The sequence below is a fragment of the Actinomadura meyerae genome, from assembly GCF_900188445.1.
Taxonomy (GTDB): Bacteria; Actinomycetota; Actinomycetes; order Streptosporangiales; family Streptosporangiaceae; genus Spirillospora; species Spirillospora meyerae.
Genome location: NZ_FZOR01000014.1, coordinates 18,894 through 30,855 on the forward strand (window position 1 = coordinate 18,894; position 11,962 = coordinate 30,855).

The following is an 11,962-nucleotide window of genomic DNA, read 5'->3' on the forward strand; positions in this document are numbered from 1 at the left end:
TGCCGCTCAGTCGTAGGGCTGCTCCGGCCGGGGGATCGGGACGGCCCGTGTCGCGTCGAGCGCCTGCTCGTCCGTCGGCGGGGTGCCCGCCGGCGGGCGGCGCCAGGTGCCGGTGACCTGCACCCACCGGTCGGCGGGCGGCTGCGGCACCCCGTGCACGATCACGCGGAACGCGACGGCGTCGCCCGCGCAGCACGCGATCTTCATCCGGGTGAGGTACCAGCCGCCCTCGCGGCGCGGGGCGGCGAACCCGGTCAGCCGCACCCGCACCCCGTCGAGGGCCGCCGGGTCGCCGCGCTGCGCCTGGAACGCCCGCCCGATGAACTCGCCCATGGACATCTGCGCCGGCGCCGCGGACACCGCGACCGCGTCGTACGGCCGCGCGTCCGCCGGGGGCGCGGGCGGCCGTCCGGCGCCGCGCGAGGCCATGTACGACCCGAGCGCGGGCGGCGCGACCACGGCGATGACCAGCACGGGCAGCCCGAGCAGCCATGCCACCCGCGGCCCGCGCGAGTGGTCGTGCCCGTGCCCGTCGTGCCCGTGCCCGTCCTGGACGGCGTCCTCGGCGGGTCGGCGGACGAGCCCGGCCGCGCCGAGCGCGATCAGCACCGCGGCGGCGAGCAGCAGCGGGATCCGGAACCCGGGCCGCACGTAGTTCAGGTACTCGCCGGTCGGCAGCGTGATCCAGCCGGTGGCCGCGCCGAGCGTGATCAGCAGCAGCGACTGCGCGTGCCGGTTCACAGCAGGACCCCTCCGGCGGCGGTGCCGCAGGCGACGGCGAGGACGAACGTCAGCGGGACGAACCGGACGGCGAACGACCGGCCGAAGAACCCCGTCTGCAACGCGATGAGCTTCAGGTCGACCATCGGCCCGACGACGAGGAAGACCAGTTTGGCGGTCGGGGAGAACCCGGTGAGGCTCGCGGCGACGAACGCGTCCGCCTCCGAGCAGATCGACATGAGCACCGCGAGGAAGGCCAGGACCAGGATCGACGCCGGTGCGCTCCCGCCGACGCCCGTGACCCACTCCGGCGGGACCAGCACGCTGATCGTCGCGGCGGCCAGCGCGCCGACCACGAGGAAGCCGCCCGCGTGCATGATGTCGTGGGTCATCGCGTCCCGGAAGGCCGTCCAGCGGGCGGCGCCCTCGGCGGGGCGCCGGTGCGGGACGCGCAGCCACTCGCCCTTCCCGAACAGCAGCCACGCCCACCCCGCGGCGACCGCGGTGACCAGCGACGCCGCGAACCGCGCCGCCGCCATCTCGGGCCGCCCGGGGAACGCGACGAGCGTCGCCGCCAGCACGACCGGGTTCACTGCGGGCGCGGCGAGCAGGAACGTCAGCGCGGCGGCGGGCGCCACGCCGCGCGCCATCAGCCCGCCCGCGACCGGCACGGACGCGCACTCGCAGCCCGGCAGCACGGCGCCGAGCGCGCCCGCCACCGGGACGGCCGAGCCGGGGCGGCGGGGCAGCACGCGGGTCCAGAACCGCGCCGGGACGAACGCGGTGATCGCGGCGGACAGCGCCACCCCGAACACCAGGAACGGCAGGGCCTGCACGCACACCGCGACGAAGATCGTCGACCAGGCGTCCAGTGCCGGGGCGGAGAGGCCGGGCGCCACCCAGCGGCGCCCCGCGACCAGCACGGCCGCCGCTGCGCCGAACAGCCACAGCGTCCCGCCAAGCGCGGGGGTGCGGGGCCTTCCCCAGTCGGCGGGGGGCAGTTGCTCTTCGTCCCATGCGGCGGCGGGGGCGGGGGACCGGGGCATCACGCCATGATGCCATGGGCTCGCAGTGCGTGACGGCCGGTTGTGATCACCGGTCACCCGTCAGCGATGACTTTCCGTCGCGGCGGCGGTCCTAAGAACGTGGGCCGTCACCCGAACGGAGGCCGGATGTGCGAGTGGACGCGAACCGCGGCAGGCTGCTGGACCGGGCGATCGGTTTCGCCCTGACGGCCGCCCAGGGGATCACGCCGCATATGCTCGCCCGCCGCACGCCGTGCGCGTCGTGGGACCTCGGCATGCTCCTGCTGCACCTCGCCGATTCCCTGGACGCGCTGCACGAGGCCATCGCCGGCGGGCACGTCGAGCGGCGCTCGGAACCGGCCGGGGCGGACGACCCGGTCTCGGAGATGCGGGTGCATGCCGTCCGCGTGCTGCGCGCGTCCGGCGCGCGCAGCGTGGTGACCGTCGGCGACCGGCGGCTGGCGGGCGACCTGCTGGCCGCGGCCGGGGCGGTGGAGGTCGCCGTCCACGGCTGGGACATCGCCCAGGCGACCGGGGAGGAACGGCCGATCCCGCCGGTCCTGGCGGCCGACCTGCTGGCGGTGGTCCCGCTGGTGCTGCCCGCGCCGCCGCGCGGCCCGCTGTTCGCCGATCCGGTGGAGCCGCCGCCGGGTGCGACGCCGAGTGACCGGCTCGTCGCCCTCCTCGGCCGCCGCGCCCTTCCCTGCCACGGTCCGGCGGCCGCCCTGCGGAAGGAGGATGCGCACTTAGGAGGCTTCCAGGAGAATCGTCCCGTCCGTTCCCCCGGCCCCTGGAGGGAGACCCGGTGAAGTATCCGGTGTCCGCCCAGTACCTGCTCCCCGAGGCGTACGAGCGCGTGGTCCGGCTCGTCGCGGAGGAGAAGTACATCCCCGCCATCAAGCTCGTCCGGGAGGCGACGGGGCTCGGCCTCAAGGAGGCCAAGGAGTACGTGGACGGCCTGAAGGGCCAGGTCTTCGCCCAGCAGGTGCCGCCGGAGGTGCAGGCGAAGGCGCGCGCGATGATCGGCGAGGGCAGAACGAAGCCCGCGGTCAAGATGGTCCGCGCCGAGACCGGGCTCGGGCTGCGGGCGGCCAAGGACTTCATCGACGCGCTCCGGGAGGGGCGGGTCCACGCCCCGGCGGACACCGGCCCCGGCGGGCTGCTGTCGGACCGGGTCCGCGCGTTCCTGGCGGCAGGGGACCACGCCTCGGCCGTCGCGCTGGTGTGCGCGGAGACCGGGATGCGTCCCGACGAGGCGGAGCGCTTCGTCGCGGCACTTGGGTAGTGGTGCCCGAGTAGCGGTGCTCGGGCAGGTCCAAGAGATCGGGACCGGCTCTCGCCCCGGAGGGCAACCGAATGCCATTCTGGTGTCTGACGCACCATATGCCTGGAGGGGCCCATGGCGATCGCCATCAGCGCGGAGCACCGCGAGCTGGCACGGACGGCGCGCGCTTTCCTGCGCGACCACGAGGCGCGGGCCGCGAACCGCGCGCTGCTGGACGCCGAGAAGGAGGCGCCGCCCGCCTTCTGGACCGGGTTCGCCGAGCTCGGCCTGCTCGGCCTGCACCTGCCCGAGGAGCACGGCGGCGGCGGGGCCGGGCTGCAGGAGCTGGTCGTGGTCGCCGAGGAGCTCGGCCGCGCCGCCGCGCCCGGGCCGATGCTGCCCACGATGATCGCGTCCGCCGTGATCGACGCGGCCGGGACGGACGAGCAGCGGGCCCGCCTGCTGCCCGGCCTCGCGTCCGGCGCGACCCCGGCGGCCCTCGGCATCGGCGGCTCGCTGACCGTCGCGGACGGCGTGGCGACCGGTGACGCGGGCGTCGTGCTGGGCGGCGGCCTCGCGGACCTGCTCGTCCTCCCAGCGGGCGACGACATGGTCGTCGTCCGGGCGGACGCCGCGAGCGTCGAGGTCCCGGAGAACCTGGACCCGTCCCGCCGCTCCGCTCGCGTCCGCCTCGACGGCGCCGCGGCCGAGGTCCTGCCCGGCGCGCGCGCACAGGCCCTCGCCATCGCCCGCACCCTGGTGTCCGCGGAGGCGGTCGGCGGGTCGCTCGAATGCGTGGAGAGCGCCGTCGAGTACGCCAAGGTGCGGCAGCAGTTCGGCCGCCCGATCGCGACGTTCCAGGCCGTCAAGCACCACTGCGCGAACATGCTCGTCGCCGCCGAGCTCGCCACGGCCGCCGTGTGGGACGCCGCGCGGGCCGCGACCGGGCCCGCCGACCAGTTCGAGCTCGCGGCGGCCGTCGCGGCGGCGCTCGCGCTGCCCGCGTTCACGTCCAACACGGGCCTCAACATCCAGGTGCACGGCGGCATCGGCTTCACCTGGGAGCACGACGCGCACCTGCTGATGCGCCGCGCCGCGACGCTGGAGGCCGTGTTCGACCCGCACTCCGCCGAGCGGGACGTGACCCGCCTGCGGGAGGCCGGGGTCGCCCGCGCCGCGACCCTCGACCTGCCGCCCGAGGCGGAGGCCGAGCGGCCCCGGATCCGGGAGCTGGCCCGCGAGATCGCCGCGCTGCCCGCCGACGAGCAGCGGCGGCGGCTCATCGACACCGGCTACGCGCAGCCGCACTGGCCGCGCCCGTGGGGCGTCGAGGCGAGCGCCGGGCTGCAGCTCGTCATCGAGGACGAGTTCCGCGCGGCGGGCGTGAAGCGCGTCCAGCTCGGCATCACCGGCTGGGTGATCCTCACCCTCGTCCAGCACGGCACCCAGGACCAGATCGACCGCTGGGTGCGGCCCGCGCTCAGCGGCGAGGAGGTCTGGTGCCAGCTCTTCAGCGAGCCCGAGGCCGGGTCGGACGCCGCCGCCGTGAAGACCCGCGCCGTGAAGGTCGACGGCGGCTGGGTCGTCAACGGCCAGAAGGTCTGGACGAGCGGCGCCCAGCACTGCCGCTGGGGCTTCGCGACCGTCCGCACCGACCCGGACGCGGCCAAGCACGCCGGCGTCACCATGGTCGTGATCGACATGGAGCAGCCGGGCGTGGAGGTCCGGCCGCTCCGCCAGATCACCGGCGGTTCCGACTTCAACGAGGTGTTCTTCTCCGACGTGTTCGTCCCCGACTCCGACGTGGTCGGGCAGCCGAACCAGGGCTGGACGGTCGCCCGCGCGACGCTCGGCAACGAGCGCGTCAGCATCGGCGGCGGCGCCGGCGGCCCCGCCGGGCCCGACATCGTCTCGCTCTACCGCGAGCACGGTGCGGGAGTCCCGGCCGGGGCCGAGCGGGTCGGCGCCTACCTGGCCGAGGAGCAGGCGCTCCGGCTGCTGAACCTGCGCTCCGCCGAGCGCGCCGTCGCCGGCGGCGAGCCCGGCCCGGAGGGCAACATCACCAAGCTGGTCCTCGCCGAGCACGGCCACGCCACCGCCGACCTGCTCGCCGAGTTCGCCGGCCCCGGCGCCGCGTTCAACGACGGCCTCGGCCAGTTCGCCGGGCTGATGCGGCTCGGCTCCCGGGGCATGTCGATCGCGGGCGGCACCTCGGAGATCACCCGCAACCAGATCGCCGAGCGCATCCTCAAGCTGCCCCGGGACCCGCTGATCAAGTAGCGGACGCGGCGGACCGGCGGCGGTTCCCGGCGAACAGCCCCGGCTCGCCGGCGCGGTGGTCGATGCCGGCCATGTCGGTGCCGGGCGCGACGACCTCGTCGATCGCGTCCAGCACCGCCGCGTCCAGGCGCAGGTCGGCGGCGGCGAGCAGGTCGTCCAGCTGCGCCATGGTCTTCGGGCCGATGATCGTCGAGGTGACGGCCGGGTGCTCGCCGACGAAGGCGAGCGCCAGGTGGGTGAGCGTCAGCCCGGCCCCCTCGGCGATCTTGGTGAGCCGCTCGACGGCGTCGTAGCGGACGGGGGCGCTCGGGTCGACGTCCACGGTGCGGCCCGGCCACGCCGTGTCGTCCGACGCGGCGAACCGGGACCCGGCGGGCGGCTGCTCGCCGCGCCGGTACTTGCCGGTCAGCCAGCCGCCCGCGAGCGGGCTCCACGGGATGACGCCCATGCCGTGCCGCTGCGCGGCCGGCAGCATCGCCCGCTCGATCGACCGCGCGAAGATCGAGTACTGCGGCTGCTCGCACACGAACCGGACCCCGCCGCGCCGCTCGGCGGCCCACTGCGCCTCCACGATCTGGTCGGCGGGGAACGACGACGACCCCGCGTACAGGATCTTGCCCTGCCGGACGAGGTCGGTCAGCGCGTCGAGCGTCTCCTCCAGATCGGTGTCCCAGTCGCGGCGGTGGATCTGGTACAGGTCGATGCGGTCGGTGCCGAGCCGGCGGAGGCTGTCCTCCACGGCGCGGACGATGTAGCGGCGCGACCCGCCCCGGGCGTTGCGCTCCTCGCCGAGCGGGAAGAAGAACTTCGACGCGAGGACGACGTCGTCCCGGCGGCCCTTGAGCGCCCGCCCGAGGATCTCCTCGCTCTCCCCGGCGGAGTACATGTCGGCCGTGTCGATGAAGTTGATCCCGGCGTCCAGCGCCCGGTGGACGATCCGCTCGCAGTCGTCGTGGTCGGGGTTGCCGACGGCCCCGAACATCATGGCGCCGAGGCACTGGGTGCTGACTTCCACGCCGGTACGGCCGAGCTTGCGGTACTGCATCTGCGCTCCCTCGTCAGGTGATCGCGCAGCACGCTACGACCTGGAGCGCGCTCCAGGTCAAGCACTGGTTCAGAGCCCGCGGGCGCCGGTCACAGGGCGGCGAGCCAGTCGTACCAGGCGCCGAGGCCGTCCCCGCGCGTCGCCGACAGCGGGAGGACGGTGAGGCCGGGGCACAGCCTGCGGGCCGCGTCCCGGCACGCGTCCACGTCGAAGTCGACGTACGGCAGCAGGTCGGTCTTGTTGAGCAGCAGGACGTCGGCGCCGCGGAACATGTGCGGGTACTTCAGCGGCTTGTCGTCGCCCTCGGTGACCGACATCAGCACCACGCGGGCCCGCTCGCCGAGGTCGAACAGCGCGGGGCAGACGAGGTTGCCGACGTTCTCGACGAACACCGTCGAGCCGTCCGGGGGCGCCAGCGCGGCCAGCGCGCCGGCCATCATCGACGCGTCGAGGTGGCAGCCCGCGCCCGTGTTGACCTGGACGGTCCGCGCCCCGGCGGCGGTGAGGCGGCGCGCGTCCAGCAGCGTCTCCTGATCGCCCTCGATCACCGAGATCGGGCGGTCCGCGCCGAGGTCGGCGACGGTCCGCTCCAGCAGCGTCGTCTTGCCGGAGCCGGGGGAACTCATCACGTTGAGCGCGACGATGCCGCGCTCGGCCAGCCAGGCCCGGTTCCGTCCGGCCAGGTCGTCGTTGCGGGCCAGCACCTTCCGCTCCAGGGCGATGGTGTGCCCGCGGCCCTGCCCGTCCTCGCCGGCGTGCTCGTGGTCGCGCCCGTGGTCGTGGCCGTGCTCGTGCGGGTGGTCGTGGTCCGGCGGCGCGAGGGTGGTCAGGCGGGTGCCCCCGGCGTCGGCGTCGCAGCCGCAGGTCTCACACATCGTCGGCGACCTCCACCGCTTTGATCGTCAGGTCGGCGCCGCCGGTGACCGCCACGTCGGTGCTGCCGCAGGGGCAGACGGCGAACGGCGCGCGCGCCGGGAAGGTGAGCCCGCAGGACGCGCAGTCGCCCACCCCGTCCGGCTCGGTGATGTCGAGCCGGGCCCCCTCCACGCAGGTCCCCTCCCCGGCGAGCGCGAAGCAGAACCGCACCGCGTCCGGCATGACTCCGGAAAGTCTCCCTATTTCGAGGTGGACCACCACCACTCGCGAATCCGACAATTGTGCAGTTATTGCCGCGATAACGCTCTCCGTGACGGCCAGTTCGTGCACGCGTCCTCCGTCCCGTCCGGGTCCCCGTTTCCGTTGCGGGGCCGCTGTTCCGGTGCCCCGATCTTCCCTCGTCAAACAATGCGTTGACCAAATTAGGGAACGCCCTTGAACGGCTTTTCGGGCGGTGTTTCGGCCCTCTTCCGCAGGGCAGGCCGAAACGGTGATGATCTCTGCCTGGGGGGAGTCGTGATGGCCAGTGCCGCCGCGCCGCAGCCGTCCGCGCCGCAGTCGACGTCGCAGCCGCCGGCGGAGGAGATCCACATTCTGTGGACCTCCGAGGGCATGAGCTGCGACGGGGACACGGTCTCGGTCACCGCGGCCCAATTGCCGAGCATCGAGGACGTCGTGCTCGGCGCCATCCCCGGCCTGCCCAAGGTGCACCTGCACAACAAGGTGCTCGCCTACGAGAACGGCGACGCGTTCGTGGAGGCGTTCCGGCGGGCCGCGCGCGGCGAGCTGGACCCGTTCATCCTGGTCGTCGAGGGGTCGATCCCGAACGAGAACATCAACGGCGACGGCTACTGGACGGCGATGGGCAACGACCCGGTCACCGGCGAGCCCGTCACGCTGAACGAGTGGATCGACCGGCTCGCGCCCAAGGCGTGGGCGGTCGTCGCGGCCGGCACCTGCGCCACCTACGGCGGCATCCACGCCATGGCGGGCAACCCGACCGGCTGCATGGGCCTCGCCGACTACCTCGGCTGGGACTTCCGCTCCGCCGGCGGCCTGCCGATCGTGAACGTGCCCGGCTGCCCCGTCCAGCCGGACAACTTCATGGAGACCCTGCTGTGGGTGCTGCACCAGGCGGCCGGGCAGGCGCCGGTCATCCCGCTGGACGACAAGCTCCGCCCGACGTGGCTGTTCGGCAAGACCGTCCACGAGGGCTGCGACCGCGCCGCCTACTACGAGCAGGCCGACTTCGCCTACGACTACAACTCGCCGAAGTGCCAGGTGAAGATCGGGTGCTGGGGCCCGGTGGTGAACTGCAACGTCCCCAAGCGCGGCTGGATGGACGGCGTCGGCGGCTGCCCCAACGTCGGCGGGATCTGCATCGGCTGCACGATGCCCGGCTTCCCGGACAAGTTCATGCCGTTCATGGACGAGCCGCCCGGCGGCAGCCTGTCCACCCGGCTGCTGCGCACCTACGGGCCGTTCATCCGGAAGATGCGGTCGATCACCAACCGGAGCGTCAACGAGGAACCGCGGTGGCGCCACAACAAGGACCGGCTGACCAGCGGCTACCAGCCCCGCTGGCCGCACAACTGACCTGGCCGCACAACTGACGACGAACCGGGGCGACCACCGATGAAACAGGGCACCAGCACGAGAAGTGAGACCGCCGCGGGGCAGGGGAGCCTCGTCGAGGTCGCGTTCGATCCGATCACCCGGATCATCGGCAACCTCGGCATCTACACCAAGATCGACTTCGCGAACCGCGAGGTGGCCGAGTGCCGCAGCACCTCGTCGATCTTCCGCGGCTACAGCGTGTTCATGAAGGGCAAGGACCCCCGCGACGCCCACTTCATCACCAGCCGCATCTGCGGCATCTGCGGTGACAACCACGCGACCTGCTCGGTCTACGCACAGAACATGGCGTACGGGATCAAGCCGCCGCCGCTCGCGGACTACATCATCAACCTCGGCGAGGCCGCCGAGTTCATGTTCGACCACACGCTGTTCCAGGACAACCTCGTGTTCGTCGACTTCTGCGAGCGGATGGTCGCCGAGACGAACCCGGGCCTGCTCGCCACCGCGCGGACCACCGAGGCGCCGCGCGGCTCCGTCCACGGCTTCAAGACCATCGCCGACATCATGGCGGCCTTCAACCCGTTCGAGGGGTCGGTCTACAAGCAGGCCCTCGAACTCAGCCGCATCACCCGCGAGATGTGCTGCTTGATGGAGGGGCGGCACGTCCACCCGTCCACCCTGTACCCGGGCGGCGTGGGGACGGTCGCGACGCCGCAGGTGTTCACCGACTACCTCGTCCGGCTGACGCGCTGCCTGGACTTCATCAAGCGGTCCGTCGCGATGAACGACGACATCTTCGACTTCTTCCTGGAGGCGCTGCCCGGCTACGACCAGGTGGGGCGGCGCCGGACGCTGCTCGGCTGCTGGAGCGCGTTCCAGAACCCCGAGGTGTGCGACTACGACTACCGCCACATGTCCGACTGGGGCCGGGCCGCGTACGTCACGCCCGGCATCGTGGTGGACGGCCAGCTCCTCACCACCGACCTGGTCGACATCAACCTCGGCATGCGGATCCTGCTCGGCAGCTCCTACTACGACGACTGGGCGAACGAGGAGACGTTCGTCAAGCAGGACCCCCTCGGCAACCCCATCGACCAGCGGCACCCGTGGAACCAGACGACGCTGCCGCACCCGCAGAAGCGCGACCTGGAGGGCGGCAAGTACAGCTGGGTGATGAGCCCGCGCTGGCTGCACCCGGTGACCGAGGAGCACCTCGCCCTCGACACCGGCGGCGGGCCGCTCGCCCGGCTGTGGACGACCGCGCTGGCCGGGCTGGTGGACACCCCGTACGTCCGGTCCACGGGGCGCAGCGTCCAGATCGACCTGCCGAAGACGCCGGGCATGCCCGAGGTCAACCTGGAGTGGACGCCGCCGCGGTACGCCAACACGATCGAGCGCGACCGGGCCCGCGCCTACTTCGTCGCCTACGCGGCGGGGATGGCGCTGTACTTCGCCGAGAAGGCCCTCGACGAGGTCCGGGCGGGCCGGACGAAGGTGTTCACCGACTTCGAGGTCCCGGACGAGGCGATCGGCGTCGGGTTCCACGAGGCGGTGCGGGGCGTGCTGTCGCACCACCTCGTCATCCGCGACCACAAGATCGCGAACTACCAGCCGTACCCGCCGACGCCGTGGAACGCCAGCCCGCGCGACTCCTACGGCACGCCCGGCCCGTACGAGGACGCCGTCCAGGGGCAGCCGATCTTCGAGGAGAACGGGCCGGACGACTTCAAGGGCATCGACATCATGCGGACCGTCCGCAGCTTCGACCCGTGCCTGCCGTGCGGCGTCCACATGTACCTCGGCGGCGGCCGGACGATCGAGAAGCGGCACTCCCCGATGTTCGGTGCGCAGGAACGATGAGCTGGGACGACGAGCGCGTCCGCGAGCACGTCCAGCGCCTTGAGGGGCTGCTGGAAGGGCTGGACCCCGGCGCGGCGGACGCCGTCCAGGCGCTGGTGGAGCTGTACGGGGAGGCGCTCGACCGGGTGATGCGGCTGTCCGGTGACGCCGCCGCGCTGGTCGAGGACGAGCTGATCCGCCACCTGCTGCTCGTGCACGGCCTCCACCCGGAGCCGGCGGAGGAGCGGGTGCGGCGGGCGCTCGGCGGGCTGGCGGAGTTCCTCGCCAAGCACCGGACGACCGCCGAGCTCGGCCGCATCGAGGACGGCACGCTGCATCTGGCGGTCGCCGCCGAGAACCGCGCCGCGCCGCCCCGGCCCGTGCTGGAGGCCGTCGAGCGGGCCGTCCGCGCGGCGGCGCCGGAACTGGACCGCGTCGACATCGCGGCGCCCGCCCCCGAACCGGTGCTGATCACCCTCGACCGGGTGCGGAGCCGCACATGACCGCCGCCCTGTCCACGCCCCGGCTGGCCGCCCTGGCCCGCCGAGAGCCTCGCGCGCCTGCCGCCTCCCCGACGGCGGACGCCGCCGAGCGGTGCGAGCTGTGCGGAGAGCCGCTGCCGGACGCCCACCGGCACCTCCTCGACCTGGACGCGGGCGACCCGCTGTGCGCGTGCGGGGCCTGCACGGTCCTGTTCGCCGACCACGCGGCGGGCGGGCGCCACTACCGGCTCATCCCGGACGAGCGCCGCCGGCTGACCGCCTTCCATCTGGACGGCCTGCTCTGGGCCGCCCTCGGCGTCCCGGTCGACCTGGCGTTCTTCACCGCCGCCGCGTCCGGCGAGGTCACCGCCCGCTACCCGAGCCCGGTGGGCGCGCTGCACGCGCCCGTGCACGCCGCGAGCTGGGAGCGCCTGACCCGCGCGAACCCCGTGCTGGCGGACCTGCGCCCGGACGTGGAGGCGCTCGTCGTCCACCGCGCCCTCGGCGCCGGCGAGCACTGGATCCTCCCGGTCGACGACTGCTTCCGGCTGACCGCCCTGCTGCGCGCGCACTGGACGGGCTTCAACGGCGGCGACGCCGTCCGGGACCGCGTCCGCACGTTCTTCGAGGAGTTGAAGGGGGACAGATGATCAGGTTGGGGAGACCCGATGTGAAACCCGACACGCCGTCGCACACGCGGGGCGTCCGCGAGGGGAACGCGACGGGGAACTACGAGAGGCAGCCGGGCCATCTGGCCGACGGCACGTCGACCCAGCGCCGCTCCACGGGGATCAACGCGAAGCACCGCGAGCCGATCCTCGATTCGATGCCGAATCTTTCACCCGCATGAGCG

The 11,962-nt window shown here is 73.4% G+C and carries 13 protein-coding genes; 8 read left to right on the forward strand and 5 right to left on the reverse strand.

The genetic code is table 11. The features are described from left to right. Nucleotides 1-6: 6 nt before the first annotated feature. Nucleotides 7-741 (reverse strand): TIGR03943 family putative permease subunit, encoded by a 735-nt coding sequence (locus CHF16_RS16295; RefSeq protein WP_179271551.1) that lies wholly within the window; start codon nt 739-741, stop codon nt 7-9. Continuing rightward, a complete protein-coding gene (locus CHF16_RS16300) occupies nt 738-1,766 on the reverse strand; it encodes a permease (protein ID WP_089326895.1) in 1,029 nt (342 codons plus the stop codon). The genes CHF16_RS16295 and CHF16_RS16300 overlap by 4 nt, the downstream gene beginning before the upstream one ends. 128 nt (nt 1,767-1,894) lie before the next feature. Here CHF16_RS16300 and CHF16_RS16305 point away from each other — a divergent pair, with 128 nt between their 5' ends. From CHF16_RS16305 to CHF16_RS16315, 3 genes are all read left to right on the forward strand, one after another. Then, nucleotides 1,895-2,554: a TIGR03086 family metal-binding protein gene (locus CHF16_RS16305; RefSeq protein WP_089326896.1), complete on the forward strand. Its 660-nt coding sequence runs from the start codon at nt 1,895-1,897 to the stop codon at nt 2,552-2,554. Continuing rightward, nucleotides 2,551-3,030 carry a ribosomal protein L7/L12 gene (locus CHF16_RS42175; RefSeq protein ID WP_218826691.1) on the forward strand — a complete coding sequence of 160 codons (480 nt, stop codon included), beginning with the start codon at nt 2,551-2,553 and terminating at the stop codon, nt 3,028-3,030. Before CHF16_RS16305 ends, CHF16_RS42175 begins: the two co-directional genes overlap by 4 nt. A 114-nt stretch (nt 3,031-3,144) precedes the next feature. Further along, complete coding sequence (locus CHF16_RS16315) at nt 3,145-5,289, forward strand: acyl-CoA dehydrogenase family protein (protein ID WP_089326898.1); 2,145 nt, start codon at nt 3,145-3,147, stop codon at nt 5,287-5,289. Here CHF16_RS16315 and CHF16_RS16320 read toward each other — a convergent pair. The 3 genes from CHF16_RS16320 to CHF16_RS42070 form a co-directional block, all read right to left on the reverse strand. Continuing rightward, entirely contained in the window at nt 5,282-6,334 is a 1,053-nt protein-coding gene (locus tag CHF16_RS16320) for an aldo/keto reductase (RefSeq protein WP_089326899.1), read from the reverse strand. The genes CHF16_RS16315 and CHF16_RS16320 overlap by 8 nt on opposite strands. Before the next feature lie 89 nt (nt 6,335-6,423). Beyond that, nucleotides 6,424-7,209, reverse strand: coding sequence for a hydrogenase nickel incorporation protein HypB (gene hypB, locus CHF16_RS16325; RefSeq protein WP_089326900.1), 786 nt, complete (start codon nt 7,207-7,209; stop codon nt 6,424-6,426). Beyond that, nucleotides 7,202-7,801 (reverse strand): hydrogenase maturation nickel metallochaperone HypA/HybF, encoded by a 600-nt coding sequence (locus CHF16_RS42070; RefSeq protein ID WP_342750097.1) that lies wholly within the window; start codon nt 7,799-7,801, stop codon nt 7,202-7,204. Before CHF16_RS42070 ends, hypB begins: the two co-directional genes overlap by 8 nt. Between CHF16_RS42070 and CHF16_RS16335 the strand changes: the two genes are divergently transcribed. From CHF16_RS16335 to CHF16_RS16355, 5 genes are read left to right on the forward strand one after another with little or no spacing between them, the layout of a single operon-like run. Continuing rightward, a complete protein-coding gene (locus tag CHF16_RS16335) occupies nt 7,730-8,806 on the forward strand; it encodes an NADH-quinone oxidoreductase subunit B family protein (protein ID WP_089326902.1) in 1,077 nt (358 codons plus the stop codon). The genes CHF16_RS42070 and CHF16_RS16335 overlap by 72 nt on opposite strands. A gap of 39 nt (nt 8,807-8,845) precedes the next feature. Beyond that, entirely contained in the window at nt 8,846-10,648 is a 1,803-nt protein-coding gene (locus CHF16_RS16340; RefSeq protein WP_089326903.1) for a nickel-dependent hydrogenase large subunit, read from the forward strand. Continuing rightward, nucleotides 10,645-11,130, forward strand: coding sequence for a hypothetical protein (locus tag CHF16_RS16345; protein ID WP_089326904.1), 486 nt, complete (start codon nt 10,645-10,647; stop codon nt 11,128-11,130). The genes CHF16_RS16340 and CHF16_RS16345 overlap by 4 nt, the downstream gene beginning before the upstream one ends. After that, nucleotides 11,127-11,759: a DUF5947 family protein gene (locus tag CHF16_RS16350; protein WP_089326905.1), complete on the forward strand. Its 633-nt coding sequence runs from the start codon at nt 11,127-11,129 to the stop codon at nt 11,757-11,759. Before CHF16_RS16345 ends, CHF16_RS16350 begins: the two co-directional genes overlap by 4 nt. Before the next feature lie 20 nt (nt 11,760-11,779). Next, entirely contained in the window at nt 11,780-11,959 is a 180-nt protein-coding gene (locus tag CHF16_RS16355; protein WP_245868613.1) for a hypothetical protein, read from the forward strand. The last annotated feature ends 3 nt before the right edge of the window (nt 11,960-11,962 follow it).